Raw genomic sequence first — 23,799 nt, forward strand, 5'->3', positions numbered from 1 at the left:
TCGGGTGATACTGGGACATGGCCTTGCGGGAGTACTACCCACCGATCGAGCCCTACGACTCCGGGCTGCTGGACGTCGGCGACGGCGACCGCGTCTACTGGGAGACCTGCGGCAATCCCGACGGACTGCCCGCGGTCTTCCTGCACGGCGGGCCCGGAGGGGGGCTGCTGCCCGACCACCGGCGGTTCTTCGACCCGGCCCGGTACCGCGTCGTCCTGTTCGACCAGCGCAACTGCGGCCGGAGCCTGCCCGGCGCCGGCGACCCCGCGGTGCCGCTCGACCGCAACACCACGCCGCACCTGGTGGCCGACATGGAGCGGCTGCGCGAGCACCTGTCGATCGAACGCTGGCTCGTGTTCGGCGGCAGCTGGGGGAGCACCCTCGCGCTCGCGTACGCGCAGACGCACCCCGACCGGGTCGCCGCCATGGTGCTGCGCGGCATCTACCTCGTCCGTCCGTGGGACGAGCCGTGGGGGCTGACCCCCACCGGCGCGGCGCGGCTGTTCCCCGCCGAGTGGGCCGCGTTCCGGGACGCGATCCCGCCCGCCGAGCAGGACGACCTGCTGGCCGCCTACGGCCGCCGCGTCGGCCACCCGGACCCGGCCGTCCGGCTCCCCGCCGCCCGCGCCTGGGCCGCGTGGGAGATGGCGGCCAACACGCTCCTGCCCGTCCCGCCGCCGGAGTTGGACGACGCGGTGACGGTGGCCTTCGCCCGCATCATGCACCACTACATCGCGAACGGAGGCTTCCTCCCGCCCGAGGGGCTGCTCGGGGGCGTGGACCGCGTCCGGCACATCCCCGCGGTGATCGTGAACGGGCGCTACGACGTGAAGACGCCGCTGGAGCAGGCGTGGGACCTGCACCGCGCGTGGCCGGAGGCGAGATTCCACGTCGTCGAGGACGCCGGGCACGGCGGCGGCGAGCCCGGCACGCGGGACCGTCTCATCGAGGCCACCGACGAGTTGGCCGCTCACTTTCCGGCGAAGTGGGCGCCCCCACATGTACCACCCAAGTCACTGCAGTGACGGGCAGGGGTGCGTAAGGTTCATTCCATGCCTAACAGCGATGAGCGCGACAATAGCGGCCCCGAGGAGACGGCCGCGGCTCCCCAGGGCGCGGTCTCCGAGGGCACGGTGCACAAGGGCACGGCGTACCAGGGCACGGGGGGCGGGGCGCCCGCCGAGACCGCGGTCGCGCGCATGGGCGACCCGGTCACGGTCTGGCCGTGCGCCAACTGCGGTCGCCCCGTCCCGCAGCCGGTCGGCGCCGCCCGCACCGTCCGCTACTGCCAGGACAACGACGGCGCCTGCGCCCGCGAGGCGCGCGAGCGCCGCGACCGCGGCCGGGACGCGCCGGGCCTCACCGGGCAGGTCGCGTCGGCGTGGGAGATCGTCGAGCGGATGGAGCGGGCCGCCGACGCGCTCGCCGACTCGCTGACCTCCGAGCTGAGCGTCGCCGGCGTGGAGCGCCGCGTCGCCGAGGTGCGGGCCGAGGCCGCCCGCGAGCTCGCCATCGCGCAGAGCGAGCGCGACGCCTCCCAGCGCAAGGCCGAGGAGGCGTGGCACGAGGCCGTCTCGTCCCGCAAGCGCGCCGACACGGCCGAGGGGGAGGCGAGCCGCGCCCGCGAGGAGGCCAGGCTCGCCACCGCCAAGCGCGACGCCGCGCAGCAGGCGTGGGAGGAGGCCCACCAGATCGCGCAGCAGTCCATGACGGCCAAGCTCGCCGCCGAGAGCGAGCGCGACCGGGTCGCGGCCCGGGAGACCGAGCTGCTCGCCGCGCTGGAGGCCGCCCGGGCCGAGCTCGTCGGCCTGCACGCCAAGCTCGCCGAGGCGGAGAGCGCCGCCGAGACGCAGCGCGTGGAGGCCGCGGTGGCCAAGCAGGGCGCCGAGGACCTGCGCAACGCCATGCGCGACACCGAGGCCCAGCGGCAGCGCGCCATGCAGGCCGCCAGCAAGGCCGAGGCCGAGCGCACCACCGCGATGCGCGCCCAGTCGGAGGCCGAGGCGGAGGTCGTCCGCGCCAACGCCCGCGCCGACGAGGCCGTCAAGGAGCGCGACACCGCCCTGTCCCAGGCCGCGGCCGCGACGGCCGAGCGGGACGAGCTGAACACCAAGGTGAACGACCAGGCGGTGCAGCTGCGGCAGCTGTCGCAGTCGGTCGCCGAGCAGCAGGCCGCCCTCACCGCACTCGCCGAGGAGCGCGACGCCGCCCGCGCGGAGGCCGACCGCGCCCGCCGCCAGATCGACCAGCTCACCCACAACACGCTGTCGTCGAACTTCCCGCCCGGGGGGCGGATGTCAGGCGGCGGCCACCCGGCGCCCCCGCCTGGCGTGCCGCCCACCGGAGCCCCCGCCCCGGGCCCGGGGCCCGGCATGCCGCCGGGCCCGCCGCCGATCGGCGGCCCCTTCCCGGCCGGCGCCCCGGCCCGCCCCGGCGCGCCGGCGCCTCTCGGGGCCCCCGTCCCGAACCAGCCTCCCGTCCCGAACGGGACGCCCGCCTCGACCACCGGCGGCCACCTCGCCCCGGGCGGCAACCCCCCGAACCAGGTCCGCCCCCTCAACGGCGCGGACCGGGAAGACCCCCTGTTCACCGGCCCCTGACCGTCGACGCCCGGGCCGGCCGCGCCGTCCCGGGCTCAGCCGAGGCCGGCCACCAGAAGCAGAGCAAGCGCCAGCGCCGCCACCGAGGCGGACATCAGGACCTGGTCGCGCTCCTTCGCCGCGGTGCGCCGCGGCGCGGGGACCCTCCGGCGGCTCTGCCCCATGTCCACCGCGGCGCGGCGGGCGTGCTCCCAGTAAGCCCCCGTGTACACGGCCAGCGCCGCCAGCCCCACGATGAGTAACCCGTCTCCGCGCATCGATCGGCCTCCCGTTTTCCGCGGAAGCTCAGATTGAACAGCGGATCCGGCGCGCGTGACAGTGTCGGACGGCACAATTCGCCGAAACAGGCGGACTCGGGCGGCTGCGCCGTCGGAACGTCAGCCGGACGGTCAGCGCCCGAACGTCTCGGGATCGACCTCGATCCAGATCTGCTCGGCGCGGCCCAGCAGCCGCCCGTCGGCCCCGTACAGGGCCGTCGCCGCGTGCATCTTGCGGCCCTCGCGGCTGCGCGCGAACCCCATCACCACGCACCGCTCACCGGCGTCCGGCACGTCCATGACCTGCGCCGTCATCGTGCCGAGGACCGCCGGGCGGCCCGCGACGTCGAACGACCAGCCGCCGGGGCAGTCCAGCACGGCCCACACCAGCTCCCGCTCGGGCACCCGCTCGGGGATCCACGGTGCCGCGACGGTGCCCTCGGCGACGGGGCCGGGTTCGAGCCGCAGCCCGTCGCCGGGCTCGCGCTCCGGCCCGCAGACGAAGCAGCCGGGGAACGGGTGGTTCTCCGCCGCCCGGTACTTCTCCGCCGCCTTGAGCGCCTCCTCGAACGGGACGGCCGCGATGGGCGGCACCACGATCGCGCCGGCCAGCGCCTCGGCGACGAGCCGCTCGCCGTCCCACAGCCGCGCGCTGTGCCCGCGCTCGTCCTCCACCGTGACGGCGAGCTCGGTCTCCAGCGGCGGCGGCCGCCGCAGCGTCACGGTCACCGTGTCGATCGGCACCCGCCCCGCCAGGCGCCCCGCCACGTACCCGCCGTTCCCGGACCCCTCCGGCCCGTGGAACCGCCTCTCGATGATCATCTCTATGTCCCCCGTGCTCACGTACACCAAACCAAAACGGGACCGATCATATTGAGCCCCACCGACATCCCACCCCCCGGGGGTAGCCGGGCGCCGCGCGCGCTACACGGCCCGGGAAGGCTGCGGCCTGCCCGGACGGGTGGTGAAGAAGACCGAGAGGGAGCCCCGCAGCCGGGCGCGGACGGTGTCCTCGTCGACGGGGCCGTCCGCGGGGACGGGGGTCCGGTCGAGGGCGCGGGCGATGAGCAGGTCGACGTTGCGGTCGGCGACGAGGACCGAGCACGTGTCACACCCGTACCAGGGATAGAGCATGTTGAGGACGGCCACGGCGGTGTCGTCGTCCGACAGGTGCGTGGTGTCGAGCTCGACCTCGAACATCTCGGTGTCGTCGGGATCGAGCGTCGGGTAGTAGAGCCACTGCGGCGCGGCGACGCCGCAGAAATCGCATACCCGGTCGAGCGGGGCGGGCTCTCCGACCGCGAGCTCCAGCTCGTGGTCCCACGGCTCCACCCGCCGGTTGTGGCGGTAGCCGACGCCGTCGAGCGTGCCCTCGCGGTTGTGCGTCACGTCGTGCACCTCGCCGCCGCAGCGGGCGCACATGAAGCCGAGGTCCTCCATGTCCCTCCCCGATCCCTGGGGCACCGGCTCTCACAGTATCCGGCCGGACGCCTCGCTCGTACCAGGCCGCGGCGTTCGGGTACGGTGATGACCCTTCACCGACGCATCCGCCCCGGCGACCCCGGTCTCCCGCGTCCGCACGCCGCACATCTCCCGCGTGCCCACATACCGTGCTCTCGAACGGGAGGTCCCGTGCCCGACGTCGTGCTGAACGCCGACAAGATCGATCTGGTGCGCGAGCGGCGGACGCTGCTCGACCGCGTCACGCTGACGGTGCTGCGCGGCGAGCACTGGGCGCTGATCGGCCCGAACGGGGCCGGCAAGAGCACGCTGCTCGGCGTCCTCGGCGCCTACGCCCACCCGACGCGCGGCACGGCGGAGATCCTCGGGCGCCGGCTCGGCCGCGTGGACGTCCAGGAGCTGCGCAGGCTGATCGGGCAGGTCAACCCGCGCCACCCCCTGGAGTCGGCGCGGACGGTCCGCGAGATCGTCCTGACAGGCGCGACGGGCACCATCGAGCTCGTCCCGCGCTGGACGCCCGCCGAGGGGGAGCTGCGCCGCGCGGACGAGCTGATCGCGCTGATGGGCCTCACGCACCGCACGGACGCGCGCTGGCCGAACCTCTCGCAGGGGGAGCGGGGACGCGCGCTGATCGCGCGGGCGCTGATGCCCGACCCGCCGCTGCTCCTGCTCGACGAGCCCGCCACGGGCCTGGACGTCGCCGCCCGGGAGCGGCTGCTCGCCGCCCTCGACCAGCTGCGCGCCGAGCGCCCCGACCTGACCACCGTGCTCGTCACGCACCATCTGGAGGAGCTGCCGGTCAGCACCAGCCACGCGCTCCTGCTGCGCGAGGGCCGGGTGCTCGCCTCCGGACCCTCCGGCGAGGTCCTCACGACCGAGCTGGTCAGCGCGTGCTTCGACCATCCGATCACCATCAGCCGGCACGGCGGGCGCTGGGCCGCGACCGCCGGACGGGTCTGACCGGCCGTCGCGCACTCCCGGGGCCGGCTAGCCGCCGACGACGCGGTGCTTGGCCAGATGGGCCAGGACCGCCTGGTTCGCCTCCCACCCGTCCGGAAACTTGACCGGCACGCCGAGGTGCACCGGCTCGGCGGACGGATGCGCGTCCAGCAGCTCGGGGATGCCCGCGCGCGCCACCACGACGCACGCGTGGCGGTGCCGCGACGCCAGCACGCACAGCCGTCCCGACTCCAGGTGGAACGCGGTCGCGTCGCGGCGCCCCGACAGCGGGTGCAGCACGACCGTCACGTCGTACTCGCGGCCCTGGAGCCGGTTGGCGGTGTCGACGGTGATGCCCTCGCCGTGCGGGCCGAGCGCGGCGCGGATCGCGGTGACCTGGTCGCGGTGGGCCGCACCGATCGCGACGCGCGCGGCGTCCACCGGTTCGGAGCCCAGTTCGGAGTGCGCGACGGGGCCGCGCTGCAGCAGCCGGACGGCGAGCGCCGCCGTCGCGCGCACGGCTTCGGAGTCGGTGCGCAGGGTGTGCCGGGCGGGCAGCTCGTAGAGGGCCCACCCGGTGGCCGCCGCCTCCTCCAGCGCGTGGTCGTAGGTGGTGCCCATGCCGCGCGCGGCGAACTCCAGCCTCCGGTCGCCCGGGCCCGTCCCGGCGCGGAACCCGGTGAACGGGTAGAACGCCTCCGACACCACCGGCGCCGCCGACGCGGGCAGCCGCCAGGACACCGGCAGCCGGTGGACGGGAAGCTCCGGGTTGTGCGCGAGCAGGACCGACACGGCGCTGCGCATCGGGTCCCAGGTCAGGCCCGCCCAGCGTTCGACCTCGACGGTGGAGAAGGGGTCGAGCTGGCCGGGGTCGCCGACGAACAGCGCCCGCTCGAACCGCCCGGCGATGCGCAGCAGCAGGTCCGAACGCATCTGGTACGCCTCGTCGACGATCGCCCACGGCCACGACCCGTCCGAGAGCGTGGCCCACTTCGCGCCCGTCGCGATGACGACGGTGCGGTCGGCGAGGTCGTCGGCCTTCTGCGCCACCCGCACCGACGGGTGCGCCATGACCCGCTCGGACGGAACGTAGCCGGACGCCGACAGCCGCCCCAGCGTGATGCCGGGGTGCTTCGCGGCGATCCGGTCGATGAGGTCGTCGACCTGCTCGTTGGTCTGCGCCACGATCATCAGCCGCTCGCCGGCCTCGGCCAGGTGCGCGGCCGCGCGGACCACCAGCGTCGACTTGCCCGCTCCCGGCGGGGAGTCGACCACCACGCCGCGGTGCCCGCCGCCGAGGTCGGCCAGGACGCCGTCGACGACCCGCGCCGCGGCCTCGCCGGGTTCCAGGGGCGGCTCCGGGTCCCGCGCCGCCACCGGCGCCAGATGGCGGCCCGCGTGCTCGGTCACGACCATTCCTCTTCGGCGTCCTCGTCGGTGGGCACGTACTCGACGGGCGGCCCGCCGTGCGTCCACGGCGTGTCCTCCCGGTCGGGGAACCTCGCCACGCCGAACGAGCCCTCCGTCAGCGAGGTGAAGCACACCCGGTCGCCGACCTCGGGGACGGCGCCCGCCTCGGGGGTGAGCTTGCGGCCCATCCCGCCGGTCAGCTCCAGCAGCACGCCGCCGTCGTCCAACTCCACGATCCTCCCCTTGAGCGCCGGTCTGGCGGCGCTGCACACGGTCGTGCCGACGTCGAGCCGCACCGGGTCGCGCGTGCCGACCCGCAGCAGCGGGCGCAGCTTCGGCCGTTTACCCGTCTCGTCCAGCCGGGTGGGGTCGCACTCGGTGACCGTTCCGCCGAACGCCTGGCCGGCCAGCCGGTGCTCGGCCATCACCAGGGGATCGTCGAACGCCCGCTGCGCGTCGTAGGCGTCCTGCGCGCGTTCGAGGTCGTGCAGCCGCCGCGCCGCCCGGACGGGCGGGTCGCGGCGCGCCTGAGGATACGCCTCGCCGAACGTCTGGTGGTAATAGGTGAAGGCGTCCCGGTCGCGCTCCCAGCGGCGCGGGACGCTCGCTCCTTCCGGCAGGGCCCGCAGCAGCTCGACGGCCCGCCACATCAGGTCCCAGGTCGGGGTGAGCTGGCTCGCGACCGCGGCGCGCAGCCGCTCCTCGGCCGCCGGGGCTCCGTTCGACCGGTCGTAGCCGGCGATCGCGGGGGCGAGGACCTCGTTGTCGAACGTCGGGTCGGTCGTCGGGCCCGCGGGCGGGCAGACGACGGGGTCCTCGGCGCGGGCCGCCGCGGCCGGCCCGTCGAGGCCGTCCGGCGGGTCGATCCAGCCCATCAGCGCGGCGAGGTTGCCGTCCTCCAGCGAGCTCTGGCCCGTCGCCCAGTGCAGCCGCAGCAGCTCGGTCGCCGCCCCCAGCAGCGACGACCCCGGATGGTCGTGGCGGTCGGCGAACCACGTCAGCCACCGGCCGAGCACCGGTACCGCGGGGTCGACCGCGTACGGGCCCTCGGTGCTGCGGAACCGCGTCGACCGGCCCACCATCCGCAGGAACGCGACGCCGCCCCGGTTCGGGACGAGCAGCTGCGGCGCGTCCCCGTACCGGATCCGCTCCTCGCCGTCCTTGCCGGGCGGCAGCTCCTCGACCGGGCCCCGGCTCGTCTCGATGTGGTTCAGGACGAGCTTGGCGAGGCTCGCCGCGAAGGCGAACCGCAGGTCGCGGTTGCGCGGCTGCGGGACCACGAGCAGGGTCGCGTCGTCGGGGTCGCTGCCGAGCATCACGGCCAGGGGCGCCGCCGCCTCCCCGGCGAGCTTCAACGGGACGAGCACGAGCGGGGCGCCGGAGACATGCCAGTGCCGCACGGTCGCGAGCGGCTGCGCGACCCCGGCGGCCGCCGCCTGCAACCGCGCGAGCGAGGACAGCGCACTCATGGGCGGATCACGCGGCCCCGTGCAGCGCCTCGTCGCGCAGCCGGGCCGCGGCGCGCAGCTGCTCGGCCGTCTCGGCCAGGTCGTCGGAGGGACGCAGCGACCCGTCCGCCAGCGCGAGTGCGGCGCCGATCGTGTCGATGCCGCCGAGGTCGTCGCGGACGGACCGGCCGAGCGCGCCCGTCGAGCCGCACGCCCGCGCCTCGTCCCGGCAGAACAGCGCCATCTCGCAGCCCGCCATGCACTCGGGCGCGTACCGCGCCTCGACGGCCCGCACGGACTCCGCGAGCGCGTCCCCGGGCGCGAACGTCAGGTCGTCCGGCAGCTCGGCGAGGATGTCGTCGACGCGGGTGAGGCGCGCGAGCTGCCGTTCCAGGACGGCGAGCTGGGGACGCACGTCCAGCGGCGTCGCGGTGGGCCGGTTCGAGAAGTTCTCCGGGCAGACGAGGAACACCTCGTGCGACACGCGCGCCGGGTCGTGCCCGAGCTCGGCCGCCAGGCGCCGCAGCGCCAGCACGTACACCGCCGACTGGCGGGCCGCCGCCGCGACCTGCTCCGGCTCGGCCTGCCCGTCCACGACCGCGAACGACTTGATCTCGATGACGTGCATCCGGCCTTCGAGCTGGAACGCGATCACGTCCGGCTCCAGGTAGGCGGGCCGCCCGGCGATCTCCAGCCGCAGCAGCGGATGGTCGAACAGCGTCCCCTCGCCGGTCTCCAGCGCGCGGGCGACCAGCCGCCGGGTGCGCGAGTGCCGCAGCTCCCGGCCCTCGTTGCCCGCGACCACCTCCAGGTCGTCGTAGGCGACCTCGGGGACGGCGAGGCCGAGCCGCTCGCGCAGCAGCGTCAGCAGCTCCGCGCAGCCGTCCGCCTTCACCTGCGCCTCGAACGCGTTCCCGCGCGTGATCGCGAACTGCGACTGGCCGAACGGCGCGGGGAAGCCCAGGGCCCGCGCGACCGCGTCCTTGTCGACGCCCGCCGCGTCCATCACCCCGCGGCGGGCGCAGCCCGGATTGGACGTGAGCGCGGCGATCGTGCGGGCGTCGTGGTTGCGCGGGGGCGCGTCGCCGCGCAGCCGGTCCAGGTCCGGCGCGGTGTCGGTCATCGGTCCGTCTCTCCGTTGATGGCGGGGCGCCGGCCGGGATCCCGCAGGGCCCGCAGCCGGGTGCCGAACAGCCGTTCGGCGTCGTCGAGCCGCTCCCGGGCGCGTGCCGCGGCCGACTCGCGCCGCCGCCGGTCCGAGGCGCGGTGCACGTCCAGCTCGGCCCGGGCGGCCTCGGCGAGCACGGCCGGATCGACTGTACCGACCGTACCGGTGGCCGCACCGGGAATGTTGGACGCGAAACGCCACAGCAGCCGCTGCACGTCCGGCGACGGCGACCCGCGTCCGGCGTGCTCGGCCAGGCGCAGCGCGCAGGTGAGGAAGTCGGTGCGCGGGCTGAGCGGCCCGACGACGCGCTGCTCCAGCGGCCACGTGCTCACGGTGAGCAGGCCGCGCGCGGGGGCGAGCAGGTCGGCGGTCAGCGCGGCGCACAGGTAGTAGGGGCGCGCGTACGGCGCGGTGCGGAAGGAGCGCTCCTCGTCGCGGCGCAGGCTCGTCAGGCTGCTCCCGGGGATCTCGCCGGGGAAGAACGCCGCGTACACCGACCCGATCAGCTTCGGCGCGGCGGGCGCCCCGAGCAGGGTGAGGGCCTGGTGGACCTGCTCCCGGACGGGCAGCAGGCCGCGCGGGCCGGCGTGCGCGTCGCGGCGGGCGCCGGGCCCGGTGGTCTCGCCGAGGACGGCGTCGTCCCACGCCGCCTCGCCCCGGCGCAGTTCGGCGCGCAGCTCGCGGGCCCGCACCCGGTCGCCGGCGGCCATGGCCCGGCGCACGGCGGCGCGCAGCTCGGTGATGCGCGCCTCCAGCTCGTCGGGGGTCGGGACGCCGGGGGGCCGGGACATGCGGCAGACAGTACAGGTACTTCCCGACACTTCCAGTGTTTTCCAGTTTTATGGGGTCCGGACGGGGTCAGCGCGGCCTGCGCCACACGAGGGAGTAGCGCCACAGCAGGTGCCTGCGGAACACGGCGCCGGGCAGCAGCCGCAGCGCCTCGTCCCGCACCTCGCCCCACGTCATGTCGGGGTCCATGACCGGGGCGTCGGGGTCGCCCGCGCGCCGGCGGTTGCGGAACCGGTGGAAGTAGTGCGCCGGGAGGCCGGCCGCCGCGTACGCCCGGTCGCGCGGCCCCTTGTTGCTCGCCAGGCCGATGACCACCAGGGTGCCGCCCGGCCTGACGGCGCCGCGCATCGCCGTCAGGCCCTTGACGAAGTCCATGTGGTGGATGGCGGCGACGCTGCAGACGAAGTCGTAGAAGTCCTCCGGCAGGTCGTATTCGAGGAGGCCCGCCTCGACGAAGTCGACGTTGCCGACGCCCTCGCTCGACCGCGCCGCCTCGGCGACCATGTTCGGCGACCGGTCGAGCCCGGTGACGTGCACCGCGCGGGGCGCGAGGCGGCGCGCCAGCAGGCCGTCGCCGCAGCCGACGTCCAGCGCCTCGCCGCATCCGCGCGGCACGTTGCGCAGCACGACGCCGTGGTAGTGCGTGTTGTGGTTCCAGTAGTCGCCGGTCATCGTCACCGCCGGGTCAGGAGCGCGGGTCGCGGCGGAGGGGGTGCCCCTCCGGCACCTCCACAATAACGATCTTGACGCCGTCGGGGTCCTCGATCCACATCTCGACCAGTCCCCACGGCTCCTCGCGCGGCTCCCGCGTGACGCGGGCGCCGGCGGCCGCGAGCCGGTCGTGCTCGTCCCGGACGTCGCGGACCTGGAGCCAGAGCATCGGCGACGACCCGGTCCGGCCGCCGCCGTGCCCCGACACCTCCAGCAGGCCCGGACCGAGGAAGAACACCACGCCGGGGGAGTCGGCCGGACCGAACTCCCGGTACACGGCGAGTCCCAGCACGTCGCGGTAGAAGCGCTGAGTCAGCGCCGGGTCGGCGGGGCGAAGCAGGATGCGGCTGCTCAGTACGTCCATGGCACCATCCTGACCCCGGCGCCGCCCGGCGCGCGTACCGGCGCGCCCGCCCGCGCGAGTCGGCCCGGTGCCGGCCCGGTTCAGTCCGCGAAGCTCGCGCGGTAGGTGGCGGCCATGTCCTCGTCGCCGTGCCCCTGCTCGATCGCGCGCCGGAAGCGCTCGCCCGCCGCGTCGTTGACGTCGACGCGGACGCCCGCTGCCGCGGCCGAGTCGTGGATGAGCCGGGTGTTCTTCTCGGCGTTGCGGACCGCGAAGCTCGGCTCGAAGTCGCCGTCGAGCATCGCCTTCATCTTGACCTGCAGGTAGGGGCTGTCGAGCGGGCCGCCGGTGAGGACCTCGCCGAGCAGGGACGGGTCGAGCCCGAGGCCCTGCGCCAGCGCGACCGACTCGGCGACGACCGACGTCAGCGAGATGGCGTAGCTCACGGCGGCCAGCTTGAGCCGGGTGCCCGCGCCGCCCGCGCCGTCCTCGTCCAGCCACACCGTCTTGCCGCCGACCGCGCCGAAGACCGGCTCCAGAACCTTGCGCGCGTCCTGCGGCCCGGCCGCGAGGATGATGAGCTTGCCCTGCTCGGCGGGCTGCTTGGTGCCCTGAACGGGCGCGTCGACGAACGCCAGCCCGTGGCCGTCGGCGAACCGGGCCAGCCGGGGCACGTCCGCGACGCCGACCGTGCCCATCTGCGCCCAGACCTGCCCGGCGCTCAGCCCGGGGGCGGCCTCGTCCATCACCGCCAGGGCGGTCTCGGCGTCGTTCAGCATGGTGATGACGACGTCGGCGTCCCGCACGGCCTCGGCGGGGGAGGCCGCGACGGCGGCGCCGTCGGCGGCGAGCGGCTCCGCGCGGGCGGCCGTGCGGTTCCAGACGGCGACCCCGTGGCCGTTCCGCAGCAGGTTGCGGGCCATCGCGGCGCCCATGATCCCGGTGCCGAGCACTGCGACCTGAGTCATCTGCCCCTCCTTATGGACTGCTTATGGACTGTTCGATACATAATCGTGCGGGACGAGGCTCGCACATCGCGGTCCGATCCGCATCCGCAGGGTCCTTACCCGCCGGGAGGGCGGGATGCGCCGCCGCGCCGTCCGACCGGCGGGGCGGCCGGTCAGCCGTAGGCGGGGCTGTCGCCCGGCGCGTCGGCGTACACGGCGGTGTAGGGCACGGCGAAGGCGTCGAGGGTGCGGTCGAGATGCGCCGACCACCAGCTCACGAGCGTGGCGGGAGCGCGCTCGCCCGCGCCGTCCTCGCCGAGGTAGCGGTGCCGCAGCGGGGCGACGTCGCAGAGCCGCTCCCACCATTCGCGGTGCACGGCCGACTGGATCTGGCCGGCGTCCAGCGGGAAGGCGGAGCGGTGCCCGCGCACGAACGCCTGGACGCGGTCGAGATCGAGGCCGCGATCGTCCTCGCAGGCGAACAGCCGCGCCGCCGAGCGCACGACCTCTCCCGCGACCGGGCCCGTGGTGAGGCCGTCCCAGCCGAGCACGGCGGTGACGTTGCCCGACCCGCCGTAGCGGAGGTGCTCGGCATGGAACGAGCCGTGCAGGTGCCCGACCGTGCTCACCTCGATGTCGGGCGGCTGGTGCCCGGCGAACTCGGTGAGCAGGGCGCGGCGTTCCCGCAGGCGGCGCGCGGTCAGCGCGTCGAAGTCGGTGCCGTCCCCGTCCGGGACGTCGCGCAGCATCGCCTCGACGGCGGCGGCCGCGTCGGCGGCCCGCGGAGCCGGCACGAGCATGCTCTGCTGGACGGGCGGCGTGAGCTCGTCGAGCGCGGCGTGCAGGCGTCCGAGCAGCTCGCCGAGGGCCTCGCACTGGGTGAACGTCAGCTCCAGGCCGTCGCGGCCGCGGCCGCCGACCCACGGATACAGGACGTATCCGCGGCCGGCGGCCGTGACCAGCGTTCGGCCGTTCCGCGCCGGCACGGGCGCGTGGACCGGAAGGCCGGCCGCGTCGAGCGCGGCCGTGACGCCGTGCTGGAACAGCAGGCGGCGCCGGTCGGCGCCGGTGTGCTCCCTGAGGAAGAACGCCCCGCCCGCCGCGTCGACGCGCCAGCTCCGGCCGCCCGGCCCGGCCACCAGCGGGGTCGCCGTGCCCGGAGCGCCGATCTCCCAGCGCTTCAGCAGCCGCGGTGGAAGCGGATCCGCGCCGGTGGCGCCGTCGTCCGCCGCCTGCCCGCCGTCGCCGGCCCGGTGTTCGGCGTCGGCCCTGTCTCTGGCGTCAGCACTCTGGGACGTCGGCACCTCGGCACCTCGGCTGCTTCGGACGGACGGCGGTCGAATGAGTGTTCTACGCCGACGCTACACGTCCCGGCCGCGGCGCGAAAGTGAACCGCGCCGCCCCGCGTCTCAGACGCGTTCGAGGACGACGACGGGGATGTCGCGGTCCGTCTTCTTCTGGTACTCGTCGTAGTCCGGCCACGTGGCGGCCATCTTCCGCCAGAGGGGCGGCTTCTCCTCGGGTGTCGCCGTGCGGGCCCGCGCGGTGAACTTGTCGCCCTTCACCTGCACCTTCACCTCGGGGGTGTCCTGCAGGTTGCGGTACCAGAGCGGCGGCTCGTCCGCTCCGCCCTTGGACGCCACGACGAGGTAGGCGTCGCCTTCCGTCTGGTAGATGAGCGGCGTCGTGTGCTCCTTGCCGCTGCGCCGTCCGGTGGTGGTGAGCAGGAGGGTGACGGTGCCGTTCCAGTCGTGTCCCTCCGCACCGTCGGTCGCCTGGTACCGCTCGACGTGTTCCTTGCCGTACAACATGGTTCTCTCCTCATTTCGCCCTGGCCATGGGGGCGCCCCTCTGTAACCCGCGAGTCGGGGCCGCCCTTCCCGGGATCACTACCCTGGCGTGGTGGATGATGCGGCGGAGGTGGCGCGGCGGTGCGCCGAGACGATGTACGCGCAGGACAAGGTGGCGCAGGACCTCGGCATGCGGATCACCGAGATCGCGCCGGGGCGGGCGCGGCTGCGGATGACGGTGGCCGAGACCATGGTGAACGGGCACGGGATCGCCCATGGCGGCTATCTGTTCCTGCTCGCCGACTCCGCCTTCGCCTACGCGTGCAACACCTATGACTCCGTGACGGTCGCGGCGTCCGCCGACGTGGTGTTCGTCGCGAGCGCGCGCGGCGGCGACGTCCTGGAGGCGACGGCGGTCGAACGCACCCGCTACGGGCGGAGCGGCGTCTACGACGTCACGGTGCGGCGCGTCCCCGGCGGGGAGGTCATCGCGGAGTTCCGCGGCGGGAGCCGGAGCCGGGACCAGCGCGTCATCGACGGCGGCGCGCCCTGAGGCGCACGGGTCACAGCTCGTTCAGGACGCGGGTGAGGTAGCGCGCCGTCTCGTCGGGGCGCTCGGCGGTGATGCACAGGTTGTTCATCGCGCGCATGTAGGTGTCGACGTCGGTCGGCTTGTCGAGGTAGAGCGCGCTGGTGAGCTGCTCCAGGTAGACGACGTCGGACAGGCCGGGCTCGGCGAAGCGCAGGATCGTGAACGGGCCTCCCGCGGCGGCGTGCCCTCCCGCGCCGAACGGCACGATCTGGAGCGTGACGTTGGGCAGTTCCGACACCTCGATCAGATGCCGGATCTGGTCGCGCATCACCTCGCGGCCGCCGAGCGGACGGCGCACGACCGCCTCGTCCAGCACGGCCCACAGCGTCGGCGCGTCCGGGGAGGTGAACCGCTCCTGCCGGGTGGTGCGGATCTGGACGCGGCGCTCGACCTCCTCGTCACTGGCGTCGGAGTATCCGAGCCGGATGACGGCGCGCGAGTAGTCCTCGGTCTGCAGGAGCCCGGGGACGAACTGCAACTCGTAGGTGCGCAGCAGGGAGGCGGCCTCCTCCAGCCCCAGATACACCTCGAACCAGCTCGGGAGGATGTCGCCGTACCGGTGCCACCAGCCGGGGGTGTTGGCCTCCTTGGCGAGCGCCAGCAGCGGGGCGCGCTCAGCGGGGTCGGAGACCCCGTAGAGGGTGAGCAGATCGGCGACGTCGCGCTCCTTGAAGCCGACCCTGCCCAGTTCCATTCGGCTGATCTTGGAGTGCGAACCGCGGATCTCGTAGCCCGCCTGCTCGGTGGAGATGCCGCGCGACTCGCGCAGCCGCCGCAACTGCGCGCCGAGGAGAATGCGCAGGACAGTGGGCCCGCCGCGGCGCGGATAATCGATCAGCCGTCCGGCCGGATCACCTTCGGCCGGAGGTGTTGGGGCAGCTGAATCCTGGGACAAGGGGTCACCAGCCAGTCGACGGGTCTGCTCGCGGGCGGAACGGCACCGCACTATGTTAGAGGATGCTCGGACGTTTTTGGGAAGTAGGAATACCGCCTTGCGGTCCGGGTGTGCCCGAACGGCGGTTGACGTGCGCGAAGCCGCAGCGGAGTCCCCGTGACCAGTGCTGTCGGTGGCGATGCGGCTGCGGAACGTTGCAGAGCCGTTGCATCGGAGTCGCCGCCGAGGTCATTTTCCCGGCACTGGGGCCGACGGCGGAGCATGAATTGCGGATGGCTCTCCCGCAAAGGGGGCGTCCAATCCTGACAGGCTATTTCGCGGGCTGTCGTCGTCCTCGTGAATGTCCCCTGACCACTTATTTGGCCAACATTCCCCGGAGTATGTTCCGCGAGCCGGCCGGGCGAGTGATGAAGCTCTCGTCCCGCGCGGGCGCGATTCCGAGCGCCCGCGGCGTTCACCCTTCAGAGCGGCGGTCGCGGCCGCCGTTCGACAGGCGAGTACGTCCCACGCAACTGGGAGGACCCATGAATGTGACCCGTGAACGACCGGAGATCCGGTTCCTGACCTCGGGCGACGTCTCGGCCCACGAGCGCGCGGCGGCCGAGCGCGCCGTCCGGGAGGCGCTGACCGGCATCGGCGGCGTCACGTCCGTCCAGGTCACGCTGAGCGTGGTGGCCGACCGGTCGCTGCCGCGCCCCGCCCTGGCCCAGGCCGTCGTCGAGCTCGACGGCCGGCGCGTGCGCGCGCAGGCCGCCGCCCCCCGCATCGACGAGGCCGTCGACATGCTCCGCGAGCGACTGGCGATTCGGGCGAGTTCCCTGCGGACCGGCTGAGACCTTCCTCCGCGCGAGTTCCCAGAAACGAGCGGCGGCGCCCCGCACGGGGACGCCGCCGTCGATGGCTTCCGGGCCCTCAGGCGTCGCGCCTGGCGAGGACGAGGGCGGCCAGGCCGAGCGGTACGAGCGCGTATGCGAGCAGCAGGCCGGTCGCCGCGCCGGGGGACAGCAGATCGCCGTAGACGGAGTTGTCCGCGCTGAGCCCCGCCATCTGGGCGGGCAGGCCGCCGGGCATGACCGAGCCGACGCGCTCGCTCCACGGCTGAGGCAGGTGGAAGACCAGCAGCGGCAGGACGTGCCACAGGAACACCACCGACACGAGCGTCCCCGCCGTGGACCGCAGGAGCACGCCGAGGGACAGCCCGAGCAGCGCGAACACGGGCACCGCCGTCCCCTCGATGAGGAAGCCGGGCAGGTCGTGGGCGACGGAGGCGTGCTGGTCCGGGAACGGGCGGTCGCCGATGACCAGCCGGGTGCCGAGGAACGAGCCGACCGTCGCGGCCTCCCCGGCGACCAGGGCGACCGTCCCGACCACCGCCGCCTTGGCCGCCGGCAGCGCGCGGCGCCGCGGCAGCACGGTGAGGGTCGTGCGGATCATCCCCGTGCGGTACTCGGACGTGACGGACAGCGCGCCGAGCACCGCCAGGCACAGCGACGCCGCCCACACACTGAGCTCCTGCAGCGGGCGCAGCAGGAGGTCGTCGCGGCGGTCGGCGGCGAGGCCGTCCCAGACGTGCGCCATCTGCACCGCGAGAAGCACGGTGAACCCGGTGAAGGCCGCCGTCGCGGCCAGCACCCAGTAGGTCGAGCGGATCGAGCGCAGCTTGCGCCATTCGGCGGCGACCGCGTGGGCGATCACGCGTCCCTCCGCGTGAACGAGAGGGCGCCGACCGCGAGCGCGGCCACCGTGTACGCGACCAGCAGCGCGATCGCGGCGGCCGGCGCCAGCACGCCGTGGTCGGTCGACGAGCCGGGCGCACCCGCGATCTGGTTGGACAGGCTTCCGGGAAGCGCCGACCAGATCCGCTCGTCCCACGGCGACGGCAGCAACTGGGCCAGGGCGGGCGCCACGAACAGCACGGCCATGCCCGCGGTGATCGTCGCGGCGGTGGAGCGGAGGACGGCTCCCAGCCCGAAGGCGATCAGCGTGATCGCGGCGGTCGTCAGGCCGAGCCACAGCAGATGGACCGCGACGTCCGGCACCGGCCCCTGGAACGTGGCCACGGGACGATCGCCCACGATCGGGTTCCCGGCGGCGGTTCCGGCGGCGAGCGCGGCCAGTGACGCGGTGAGCACCGTCCCCGCCGCCACCGCCCCCTTGGCCGCGTACAAGGCCAGGCGGTTCGGCAGGACGGCGAGCGTCGTCCGGACCATGCCATGCGCGTACTCCGACGTGAGCGTCAGCGCCCCCAGCACCACCGCGCACACCGGTAGCGCCACGACCAAGGGCTGCTCCGCCGGGGCCGCCCTCGCCCTCGCCTTCTTCGCGGCCGGCAGGCCGTCCCAGTAGCGGGTCACGTACCAGGACCACAGAACACAGAGCAGCATGAACGCCGCGATCGTTCCGAGGACGGCGAAGGTCGAGCGGATGGTCCGGAGCTTGTACCACTCCGCGGCGAGCGCGTCGATCACGGCGCCACCGCCCCGAACTCGGTGCTCCCCGCCGTCAGCTCCATGTAGGCCTCCTCCAGAGAGGCGCTGTGCGGCGTCACCTCGTACAGCGGGATCCCGTGCGCCGCGGCCGTGTCGCCGATCGCGGCCACGTCCAGCCCGGTGACCGTGAGGGCCCCGCCCGGCACGGACTCGACCGAGCCCCCCGCCGCGGCGAGCACGCCGCTCAGCTCCGCCGGACGGGGCGAGCGGACCCGCACCCCGCGGCGGAACCGGTCCGCCAGCTCCCGCACCGACGTGTCCGCGATCAGGCGCCCGCGCCCGATGACGACCAGCCGGTCGGCCGTCAGCTCCATCTCGCTCATCAGATGGCTGGACACCAGGACCGTCCGGCCCTCGGCGGCCAGCGCCCGCATCAGCTCGCGGATCCAGCGCACGCCGTCGGGGTCCAGGCCGTTCACCGGCTCGTCGAACATCAGCACCCCCGGATCGCCCAGCAGCGCCGCGGCGATCCCGAGCCGCTGCCGCATCCCCAGCGAGAACCCGCCGACCCGCTTGCGCGCGACCCCGGCGAGCCCCACCTGCTCCAGGACCTCCGCCACCCGCCGCATCCCGATCCCGTTGCTGCGCGCCATCCAGCCGAGATGGTCGAACGCCCGGCGCCCGCCCTGCACCGCGCCCGCGTCCAGCAGCGCTCCCACCTCGCGCATCGGCCGCTTCAGCGCCGTGTACCGCTGCCCGCCGACCAGTGCTTCACCGGACGCCGGACGGTCCAGACCCAGCACGATGCGCATCGTCGTCGACTTGCCCGCCCCGTTCGGGCCGAGGAACCCCGTCACCGTCCCCGGCCTCACCGTGAACGACAGGCGGTCCACCGCGGTGGTGCCCCCGTAGCGCTTCGTCAGCTCGCGTATCTCGATCATGCAGTCGAGGGTCGTACGCGGCCGCCCCGCGCACATCGGAACGCGGGCGGGAACCGCGCGTGCGACCGTGCTCCGAGAACGTCCCGCCGCCTCCACCCCAGGTATGACGGACACCGGACCGAGGCGCGGGCACCGCCCGTGCCGCTACCTTTCGTGACGTGGACGAATCCGAGCTGCGCTCCCCGCTCCCGCGGCTCAGCCGGCGCGGCCTCATCGGCCTCGACGCCGGGGCCGCGCTCCTCTACGCCCTCGTGCTCCTCGCGCTCCCGGCGGGCACCGGCGCCCCGCCGCTCCTCCTCGTCCCGCTCGTCGCCGCGGCGGCCCTGCCCCTCGCGGTTCGGCGCCTGTGGCCCGTCCCGGTCTTCGCCGCCGTCCTGTCCGCCTCGACCGCCGCGCTGATCCTCGGCCTGCCCTGGGACACCTACGCCGCCGCGGGGTTCGCCCTCTACCAGGTCGCGCTCACCCGGCGGCGCCGCCGCTGGGTCCCCACGCTGCTCATCGGCGTCGTCAGCGCCGTGTTCATCTTCGCCGGAGCCGTCGCCGGTCCTGTCGGAGCGCAGGCCGAGATCCTCGGAAGGGTTCTGCTCGGGGCCTCCGTGCTGGGCGCGTCCTGGACGCTCGGCCGGCTCGTCCGCGAACGCCGCGCCCACGCCGCGCACGCCGCCCGCCGCCTCGCCGACGAGGCCGTCTCCGGCGAGCGGCTCCGCATCGCCCGCGAGCTCCACGACGTCGTCGCGCACAGCATGAGCCTCATCGCCGTGAAGGCCGGCGTCGCCGTCCACGTCGCCGAGGCCCGTCCCGAGGAGGCCCTCGACGCCCTCCGGGTCATCGAGACCACCAGCCGCGGCACGCTCGCCGAGATGCGCCAGCTCCTCGGCGTCCTGCGCACCGGCGCCGCCGACGCCGACCTCGCCCCGTCCCCGGGCCTCGCCGACCTGCCCGGCCTCGCCGAACGCGCCGCCATGGCCGGCGTCCACGTCGACCTGGACGTCGACGCCGGGGAGCTCCCCGACGGCGTCGCCCTCTCCGCCTATCGCATCGTCCAGGAGGCGGTCACCAACGTCGTCAAGCACGCGGCCCCCGCGGGCTGCCGCGTCCGCGTCCGCGCCGACGGGCTCCGCATGCGCATCGACGTCACCGACGACGGGCCCGGCTTCCGCGTCCTGCCGGGCGGCGGCGGGCACGGGCTCATCGGCATGCGCGAACGCGTCATGATGTACGGCGGCGACTTCACCGCCGGCCCGCGTCCCGAAGGCGGCTTCGCCGTGTCCGCCGCCTTCCCGTACGACTCCTAGGAACCCCGTTGGATCTGAGCGTCCTCGTCGCCGACGACCAGGCCCTGCTGCGCGGCAGCTTCCGCGTCCTGATCGACACCGCGCCCGGCCTGCGCACCGTCGGCGAGGCCGGCACCGGGGCCGAGGCCGTCGAACTGGCCGCCCGGGAACGCCCGGACGTCGTCCTCATGGACGTCCGCATGCCCGAGATGGACGGCATCGAGGCCACCCAGCGCATCTGCGCGGACATCCCCGGCGTCCGCGTGCTGATCCTCACGACGTTCGACCTGGACACCTACGTGTACTCGGCGCTGCGGGCCGGGGCGAGCGGCTTCCTGCTGAAGGACACCCCGCCCGCCGACCTGCTGTCGGCGATCCGCGTCGTCGCGTCCGGCGAGTCGCTGCTGGCCCCGTCGGTGACCCGGCGGCTGATCGCCGAGTTCGTCCGCCGCCCCGGCCCGGCGCAGCCCCCGCCCGCCGCGCTGGACACCCTCACCGAGCGCGAGCGCGAGGTCCTCGCCCTCATCGCCCGAGGGCTGTCCAACACCGAACTCGCCGAGCACCTCCACCTGAGCCCCGCCACCGTGAAGACCCACATCGGCCACCTGCTCGCCAAACTCCACGCCCGCGACCGGGCCCAGCTGGTCATCACCGCTTACGAAACCGGCCTCATCCGCCCCCGCTGACATCTGCCCGGACCAGGCCGGGCCCCGGTGCCGGCGTGGTGGTCACAGGAGTGCCGGGGCGAGGCGTTCGTACTGGTCGGCGGCCGAGGCCAGGTCGGGGGCGAACACCGTGACGCAGACATGGTCGGCTCCCGCGTCGAGGTGCTCCTGGATCCGCTTGGCCACGGCCGTCTCGTCGCCCCAGTTGAAGCATGCGTCGATGACCTCGTCGGACCCGCCGCCGGAGACCGCGCCGTCGTCGTAGCCGAGCGTCTTGAGCGAGCGGATGTAGGGGGACCCTGGGAGTTCCAGCATCCCGGTCCCTCTCGCGAGTGCGCGCGCCTTCACCGGATCCGTCTCAAGGATGGCGGTCTGCATGACGACGAGCAGCTTGCCCTCGCCGAGCCTTCCCCGGGCCTGCCTGGTGTGCTCGACGGGCATCGCGGCGGGGAGCGCTCCGTCCGCACGGTCCCGGGCCAGCTCCTGCATCTTCGGGCCCAGGGCCGCGAGCAGCCGCGGAAAAGGCTTCTCGGGCACCGGGGCCGCCTCGACGGCCGCGTCCATGCCGTCGAGGTACTCGCGCATCCGGTTCAGCGGACTGGACCACTTCTGCCCGCTCCGCTCCACGATCGCCCCCATGCTGACGCCCACACCCAGCGCGAGGCGCCCGGGGTAGGCGTCGGCCAGGACCGACGCGGCCCCCTGCATGGCGGCGGGATGCCGCGCCCACAGGTTCGCGATCGCCGAGCCGGCGACGATCCGCTCCGTCGCGGCGAGCATCACGCCCAGCTGCGTGAACACCTCCCGGCCGCCGATGCCCTCGTTCACCCATACCGCTCCGTAGCCCGCGCGCTCCACGCGCTGCGCCGCACGCCGCCACTCGTCGGCCGGCGCGATGGGCGTCACGAGCCCGACGCCGATCCTGCCGAGCCCGGCCCGCGCCGCGTCCACCGCCGTCATCGGTCCTCCTATAATCGGAACGAGCAACCCGCTTAGGACGTTACCGGAACGTCCGCCCCGTTTGTCAACCGACCAAGGAGGCGCCCGGTGAGCGGACGGCCCCAGCGCGCCGACGCGCGCCGGAACCGCGAACGCATCCTCGAAGCCGCCTTCGAGGCCTTCGCCGCGGACGGCCGCCTCGTCCCGCTCGACGACATCGCGCGCCGGGCGGGGGTCGGGGCCGGGACCGTGTACCGGCACTTCCCGACCAAGGAGGCCCTGTTCCAGGCGGTCGTCACGGACCGCATCGAGCGGATCGTGGACGAGGCGCAGGCCCTCGTCCGGGCGGAGGAGCCGGGGGAGGCCTTCTACGGCTTCCTCATGTGGGTCGTGGAGCGCGCGATGTTCAACCACGCCCTGTGCGACGCTCTGGCCGCGGACCTGCGAACGCTCGACGCCCGCGGCCTGGAGGAGCAGTTCGGCTCGGCGCTGGAGGAGCTTCTGCGGCGGGCGCAGTCCGCCGGCGAGGTCCGTCCGGACGTCGACGTGGACGACGTCCGCACCCTCATGGTCGGGGCCATGCTGATGGAACGCCGGCGGCGCCCCGAGGGCAGTCCCGGCCGCATGACGGCGCTGGCGTGCGACGCGCTCCGACCCGTAACGAAAGGCGACGAAACGTTGTCCCCGGAGCGTAACGAAAGGCGGTGCGAGGTGTGCGGGAAGCCCTTCACCTCGGCGCCGACGGGCCGCCCCGCCCGCTTCTGCGGCACCGCCTGCCGCCAGAAGGCGCACCGCCGCCGGAAAACCGCTTGAGCCGCGGCGCGCCCCCGCGCCACGCTGGCCAGATCATGCGCACACGCGAGATCCGCGCCCGCCACGACCGCGACTCGATCACCGTCTACCAGGCGTACTCACCGGAGATCGGCGTCCCGGCCGCCGAGCACGGCACGTTCGTCCCGCCGTTCTCCCGGAACCGCATGACCTGGATCAAACCGTCGTTCCTGTGGCTCATGGCCCGCAGCGACTGGGCGCGCAAACCAGGTCAGGAGACGATCCTCGCCGTCCGGATCAGCCGGGCCGGCTGGGAGGAGGCACTGGGGCTGGCCGTCCCGACCGATCCCGACCGCCGCGTCTTCCGGAGCTCCGAGGAATGGCGCCGCCGGTTCGCGGAGGCGGTCGTGCACGTCCAGTGGGACCCCGAACGCTCCCTCGACGGCCGGAAACTCGAAGCGCGCAGCATCCAGATAGGCCTCAGCCGCCACATCGTCGACCGCTACGTCGACGATTGGATCCTCGGCATCGAAGACCTCACCCCGCTGGTCCGCAAGATCCACGGACTTCGCAAGGCCGGGCGCACCCCTCAGGCCAGAGCCCTGCTCCCCAAGGAACGCCCGTATGCCCTGACACCCGCCCTGGCGGCCCGCCTTGGGGCCTCCCAGTAGCCGATAGTGCTCCGCGCGTACCGTCAATTGGCAGAGGTGTCGGGGCAGGCGCTGCGCATCATCGCGTGCGATAGGCATCCAGGCGGTCGGCCAGTTCGCGCGGTCGGCTCAGAGCGACGAGGTGCCCTCCGGGCATCTCGTCCACGCTGATCCCGAGCCGTTCAGCGACCACTCGCCTCTGGAACTCCAGCGGGAAGAGTCGGTCGTCGCGTGATTGCAGGAACACGGTCGGAGTGCTGGGCCACTTGTTTAGCGGCCACGGCTCCGCGAACGGGGTGGACGACTGCACGGTCTCCTGCGACAGCGCCACGGCCTTCACGTCGTCCGGCACGTCGTGGAAGAAGCACTCCTCGACGTCGAACTCCGCGGACGGTGTCCGTCCCTCCCGGATCGCCTGGTCGGACATCGCCTTCGCCTGCCCGGTGTTCCCCCACCAATCACCGCCCGTCTCGCCTGGCGACGGGACCATGGCGTTGAGCAGCACCAGAAGGTCGACGGGCACACGCTCGCAGACGAGCGGCGCTGTGAATCCGCCCATCGACTGCGCCACCAGGATGACGTCCGTCCGATCCCCGATCGCCTCGACGACCGTGTCGGCGTACTCCGAGAGCCCCGCGGCGTCGTCCCCGGCCGGAAGCTCGACGGCTACGGCATCGTGCCCCCGAGCGCGCAGCTCCGGCACCAGCCGATGCCAGAACCAGGCCTGCCCGCCCGCGCCCGGGATGAGTGTGTACGTCGCCATGTTCATCGACCTCCGTA

General features: G+C 74.2%; 27 protein-coding genes. 9 read left to right on the forward strand and 18 right to left on the reverse strand.

Going from position 1 to position 23,799, the window contains the following annotated elements; translation table 11 throughout:
* The first annotated feature begins 23 nt into the window (after nucleotides 1–23).
* Both pip and AB0C87_RS37325 read left to right on the forward strand, forming a co-directional pair.
* Complete coding sequence (pip, locus tag AB0C87_RS37320) at nucleotides 24–1,025, forward strand: prolyl aminopeptidase (protein ID WP_353834738.1); 1,002 nt, start codon at nucleotides 24–26, stop codon at nucleotides 1,023–1,025.
* A 27-nt stretch (nucleotides 1,026–1,052) separates the two neighbouring features.
* Complete coding sequence (locus AB0C87_RS37325; protein WP_360581564.1) at nucleotides 1,053–2,600, forward strand: chromosome segregation ATPase; 1,548 nt, start codon at nucleotides 1,053–1,055, stop codon at nucleotides 2,598–2,600.
* Between the two features lie 35 nt (nucleotides 2,601–2,635).
* On the opposite strand, the gene AB0C87_RS37330 is transcribed toward AB0C87_RS37325, so the two are convergent.
* The 3 genes from AB0C87_RS37330 to AB0C87_RS37340 all read right to left on the reverse strand — a co-directional run bounded on the left by AB0C87_RS37330 (nucleotide 2,636) and on the right by AB0C87_RS37340 (nucleotide 4,297).
* Nucleotides 2,636–2,857, reverse strand: a complete 222-nt coding sequence (locus AB0C87_RS37330; protein ID WP_360581565.1) for a hypothetical protein — start codon at nucleotides 2,855–2,857, stop codon at nucleotides 2,636–2,638.
* Nucleotides 2,858–2,989: 132 nt separating this feature from the next.
* Nucleotides 2,990–3,679, reverse strand: coding sequence for a hypothetical protein (locus tag AB0C87_RS37335; RefSeq protein ID WP_345186057.1), 690 nt, complete (start codon nucleotides 3,677–3,679; stop codon nucleotides 2,990–2,992).
* Nucleotides 3,680–3,781: 102 nt separating this feature from the next.
* Entirely contained in the window at nucleotides 3,782–4,297 is a 516-nt protein-coding gene (locus tag AB0C87_RS37340; protein ID WP_345186055.1) for a hypothetical protein, read from the reverse strand.
* Nucleotides 4,298–4,489: 192 nt separating this feature from the next.
* Between AB0C87_RS37340 and AB0C87_RS37345 the strand changes: the two genes are divergently transcribed.
* Nucleotides 4,490–5,278, forward strand: coding sequence for an ATP-binding cassette domain-containing protein (locus tag AB0C87_RS37345; RefSeq protein ID WP_360581566.1), 789 nt, complete (start codon nucleotides 4,490–4,492; stop codon nucleotides 5,276–5,278).
* 27 nt (nucleotides 5,279–5,305) lie between these two features.
* On the opposite strand, the gene AB0C87_RS37350 is transcribed toward AB0C87_RS37345, so the two are convergent.
* From AB0C87_RS37350 to AB0C87_RS37390, 9 genes are all read right to left on the reverse strand, one after another.
* Entirely contained in the window at nucleotides 5,306–6,667 is a 1,362-nt protein-coding gene (locus AB0C87_RS37350; RefSeq protein ID WP_360581567.1) for an AAA family ATPase, read from the reverse strand.
* Nucleotides 6,664–8,136 carry a hypothetical protein gene (locus tag AB0C87_RS37355; RefSeq protein ID WP_345186048.1) on the reverse strand — a complete coding sequence of 491 codons (1,473 nt, stop codon included), beginning with the start codon at nucleotides 8,134–8,136 and terminating at the stop codon, nucleotides 6,664–6,666. Before AB0C87_RS37355 ends, AB0C87_RS37350 begins: the two co-directional genes overlap by 4 nt.
* 7 nt (nucleotides 8,137–8,143) lie before the next feature.
* Nucleotides 8,144–9,238: a hypothetical protein gene (locus AB0C87_RS37360; RefSeq protein ID WP_345186045.1), complete on the reverse strand. Its 1,095-nt coding sequence runs from the start codon at nucleotides 9,236–9,238 to the stop codon at nucleotides 8,144–8,146.
* Nucleotides 9,235–10,074, reverse strand: coding sequence for a hypothetical protein (locus AB0C87_RS37365; RefSeq protein WP_353832644.1), 840 nt, complete (start codon nucleotides 10,072–10,074; stop codon nucleotides 9,235–9,237). Before AB0C87_RS37365 ends, AB0C87_RS37360 begins: the two co-directional genes overlap by 4 nt.
* A 67-nt stretch (nucleotides 10,075–10,141) precedes the next feature.
* Nucleotides 10,142–10,744 (reverse strand): class I SAM-dependent methyltransferase, encoded by a 603-nt coding sequence (locus AB0C87_RS37370; RefSeq protein ID WP_360581568.1) that lies wholly within the window; start codon nucleotides 10,742–10,744, stop codon nucleotides 10,142–10,144.
* Between the two features lie 13 nt (nucleotides 10,745–10,757).
* Nucleotides 10,758–11,147 carry a VOC family protein gene (locus AB0C87_RS37375; protein WP_345186038.1) on the reverse strand — a complete coding sequence of 130 codons (390 nt, stop codon included), beginning with the start codon at nucleotides 11,145–11,147 and terminating at the stop codon, nucleotides 10,758–10,760.
* 80 nt (nucleotides 11,148–11,227) lie between these two features.
* Nucleotides 11,228–12,094 carry an NAD(P)-dependent oxidoreductase gene (locus AB0C87_RS37380; RefSeq protein ID WP_345186036.1) on the reverse strand — a complete coding sequence of 289 codons (867 nt, stop codon included), beginning with the start codon at nucleotides 12,092–12,094 and terminating at the stop codon, nucleotides 11,228–11,230.
* Between the two features lie 152 nt (nucleotides 12,095–12,246).
* Complete coding sequence (locus tag AB0C87_RS37385; protein ID WP_360581569.1) at nucleotides 12,247–13,377, reverse strand: phosphotransferase; 1,131 nt, start codon at nucleotides 13,375–13,377, stop codon at nucleotides 12,247–12,249.
* A gap of 105 nt (nucleotides 13,378–13,482) precedes the next feature.
* Nucleotides 13,483–13,884, reverse strand: a complete 402-nt coding sequence (locus AB0C87_RS37390) for a nitroreductase family deazaflavin-dependent oxidoreductase (RefSeq protein ID WP_345186030.1) — start codon at nucleotides 13,882–13,884, stop codon at nucleotides 13,483–13,485.
* Between the two features lie 133 nt (nucleotides 13,885–14,017).
* Here AB0C87_RS37390 and paaI point away from each other — a divergent pair, with 133 nt between their 5' ends.
* A complete protein-coding gene (gene paaI, locus AB0C87_RS37395; RefSeq protein ID WP_345186077.1) occupies nucleotides 14,018–14,416 on the forward strand; it encodes a hydroxyphenylacetyl-CoA thioesterase PaaI in 399 nt (132 codons plus the stop codon).
* Nucleotides 14,417–14,426: 10 nt separating this feature from the next.
* On the opposite strand, the gene AB0C87_RS37400 is transcribed toward paaI, so the two are convergent.
* Nucleotides 14,427–15,293, reverse strand: coding sequence for a helix-turn-helix transcriptional regulator (locus AB0C87_RS37400; protein WP_345186073.1), 867 nt, complete (start codon nucleotides 15,291–15,293; stop codon nucleotides 14,427–14,429).
* Nucleotides 15,294–15,874: 581 nt separating this feature from the next.
* On the opposite strand from AB0C87_RS37400, the gene AB0C87_RS37405 reads away from it, so the two are divergent.
* Nucleotides 15,875–16,183 carry a hypothetical protein gene (locus tag AB0C87_RS37405; protein WP_345186027.1) on the forward strand — a complete coding sequence of 103 codons (309 nt, stop codon included), beginning with the start codon at nucleotides 15,875–15,877 and terminating at the stop codon, nucleotides 16,181–16,183.
* Between the two features lie 79 nt (nucleotides 16,184–16,262).
* Here AB0C87_RS37405 and AB0C87_RS37410 read toward each other — a convergent pair whose 3' ends face one another.
* Genes AB0C87_RS37410 through AB0C87_RS37420 form a run of 3 tightly spaced genes read right to left on the reverse strand, consistent with a single transcriptional unit; the run spans nucleotide 16,263 to nucleotide 18,720 of the window.
* A complete protein-coding gene (locus tag AB0C87_RS37410; protein ID WP_353832647.1) occupies nucleotides 16,263–17,045 on the reverse strand; it encodes an ABC transporter permease in 783 nt (260 codons plus the stop codon).
* Nucleotides 17,042–17,818, reverse strand: coding sequence for an ABC transporter permease (locus AB0C87_RS37415; RefSeq protein ID WP_360581570.1), 777 nt, complete (start codon nucleotides 17,816–17,818; stop codon nucleotides 17,042–17,044). Before AB0C87_RS37415 ends, AB0C87_RS37410 begins: the two co-directional genes overlap by 4 nt.
* A complete protein-coding gene (locus AB0C87_RS37420) occupies nucleotides 17,815–18,720 on the reverse strand; it encodes an ATP-binding cassette domain-containing protein (RefSeq protein ID WP_345186019.1) in 906 nt (301 codons plus the stop codon). The genes AB0C87_RS37415 and AB0C87_RS37420 overlap by 4 nt, the downstream gene beginning before the upstream one ends.
* A gap of 158 nt (nucleotides 18,721–18,878) precedes the next feature.
* Here AB0C87_RS37420 and AB0C87_RS37425 point away from each other — a divergent pair, with 158 nt between their 5' ends.
* The gene (locus AB0C87_RS37425; protein ID WP_360581571.1) at nucleotides 18,879–20,015 is read left to right on the forward strand and encodes a histidine kinase; all 1,137 of its coding nucleotides are present in this window, start codon (nucleotides 18,879–18,881) and stop codon (nucleotides 20,013–20,015) included.
* Between the two features lie 8 nt (nucleotides 20,016–20,023).
* The gene (locus AB0C87_RS37430; protein ID WP_345186014.1) at nucleotides 20,024–20,680 is read left to right on the forward strand and encodes a response regulator transcription factor; all 657 of its coding nucleotides are present in this window, start codon (nucleotides 20,024–20,026) and stop codon (nucleotides 20,678–20,680) included.
* Nucleotides 20,681–20,722: 42 nt separating this feature from the next.
* Here AB0C87_RS37430 and AB0C87_RS37435 read toward each other — a convergent pair whose 3' ends face one another.
* On the reverse strand, nucleotides 20,723–21,619 hold the full coding sequence (locus AB0C87_RS37435; RefSeq protein WP_345186009.1) for a TIGR03620 family F420-dependent LLM class oxidoreductase: 897 nt from the start codon (nucleotides 21,617–21,619) through the stop codon (nucleotides 20,723–20,725).
* A gap of 87 nt (nucleotides 21,620–21,706) precedes the next feature.
* Here AB0C87_RS37435 and AB0C87_RS37440 point away from each other — a divergent pair, with 87 nt between their 5' ends.
* Both AB0C87_RS37440 and AB0C87_RS37445 read left to right on the forward strand, forming a co-directional pair.
* Entirely contained in the window at nucleotides 21,707–22,411 is a 705-nt protein-coding gene (locus AB0C87_RS37440; RefSeq protein WP_360581572.1) for a TetR/AcrR family transcriptional regulator, read from the forward strand.
* 35 nt (nucleotides 22,412–22,446) lie between these two features.
* Nucleotides 22,447–23,040: a DUF4291 domain-containing protein gene (locus AB0C87_RS37445; RefSeq protein WP_360581573.1), complete on the forward strand. Its 594-nt coding sequence runs from the start codon at nucleotides 22,447–22,449 to the stop codon at nucleotides 23,038–23,040.
* 58 nt (nucleotides 23,041–23,098) lie between these two features.
* Here AB0C87_RS37445 and AB0C87_RS37450 read toward each other — a convergent pair whose 3' ends face one another.
* On the reverse strand, nucleotides 23,099–23,782 hold the full coding sequence (locus AB0C87_RS37450; protein ID WP_360581574.1) for an alpha/beta hydrolase: 684 nt from the start codon (nucleotides 23,780–23,782) through the stop codon (nucleotides 23,099–23,101).
* Nucleotides 23,783–23,799: the final 17 nt, after the last annotated feature.

The organism is Actinomadura sp. NPDC048021 (assembly GCF_040653135.1).
GTDB lineage: Bacteria > Actinomycetota > Actinomycetes > Streptosporangiales > Streptosporangiaceae > Spirillospora > Spirillospora verrucosospora.

Bases quoted from the DNA above. Each gene is read 5' to 3' on its own strand.
- AB0C87_RS37325 (WP_360581564.1), top strand. From the start codon at position 1,053: ATGCCTAACAGCGATGAGCGCGACAATAGCGGCCCCGAGGAGACGGCC.
- AB0C87_RS37330 (WP_360581565.1), bottom strand. From the start codon at position 2,857: ATGCGCGGAGACGGGTTACTCATCGTGGGGCTGGCGGCGCTGGCCGTG.
- AB0C87_RS37335 (WP_345186057.1), bottom strand. From the start codon at position 3,679: ATGATCATCGAGAGGCGGTTCCACGGGCCGGAGGGGTCCGGGAACGGC.
- AB0C87_RS37340 (WP_345186055.1), bottom strand. From the start codon at position 4,297: ATGGAGGACCTCGGCTTCATGTGCGCCCGCTGCGGCGGCGAGGTGCAC.
- AB0C87_RS37355 (WP_345186048.1), bottom strand. From the start codon at position 8,136: ATGAGTGCGCTGTCCTCGCTCGCGCGGTTGCAGGCGGCGGCCGCCGGG.
- AB0C87_RS37360 (WP_345186045.1), bottom strand. From the start codon at position 9,238: ATGACCGACACCGCGCCGGACCTGGACCGGCTGCGCGGCGACGCGCCC.
- AB0C87_RS37365 (WP_353832644.1), bottom strand. From the start codon at position 10,074: ATGTCCCGGCCCCCCGGCGTCCCGACCCCCGACGAGCTGGAGGCGCGC.
- AB0C87_RS37370 (WP_360581568.1), bottom strand. From the start codon at position 10,744: ATGACCGGCGACTACTGGAACCACAACACGCACTACCACGGCGTCGTG.
- AB0C87_RS37375 (WP_345186038.1), bottom strand. From the start codon at position 11,147: ATGGACGTACTGAGCAGCCGCATCCTGCTTCGCCCCGCCGACCCGGCG.
- AB0C87_RS37380 (WP_345186036.1), bottom strand. From the start codon at position 12,094: ATGACTCAGGTCGCAGTGCTCGGCACCGGGATCATGGGCGCCGCGATG.
- AB0C87_RS37390 (WP_345186030.1), bottom strand. From the start codon at position 13,884: ATGTTGTACGGCAAGGAACACGTCGAGCGGTACCAGGCGACCGACGGT.
- paaI (WP_345186077.1), top strand. From the start codon at position 14,018: ATGTACGCGCAGGACAAGGTGGCGCAGGACCTCGGCATGCGGATCACC.
- AB0C87_RS37405 (WP_345186027.1), top strand. From the start codon at position 15,875: ATGAATGTGACCCGTGAACGACCGGAGATCCGGTTCCTGACCTCGGGC.
- AB0C87_RS37420 (WP_345186019.1), bottom strand. From the start codon at position 18,720: ATGATCGAGATACGCGAGCTGACGAAGCGCTACGGGGGCACCACCGCG.
- AB0C87_RS37435 (WP_345186009.1), bottom strand. From the start codon at position 21,619: ATGACGGCGGTGGACGCGGCGCGGGCCGGGCTCGGCAGGATCGGCGTC.
- AB0C87_RS37445 (WP_360581573.1), top strand. From the start codon at position 22,447: ATGCGCACACGCGAGATCCGCGCCCGCCACGACCGCGACTCGATCACC.
- AB0C87_RS37450 (WP_360581574.1), bottom strand. From the start codon at position 23,782: ATGGCGACGTACACACTCATCCCGGGCGCGGGCGGGCAGGCCTGGTTC.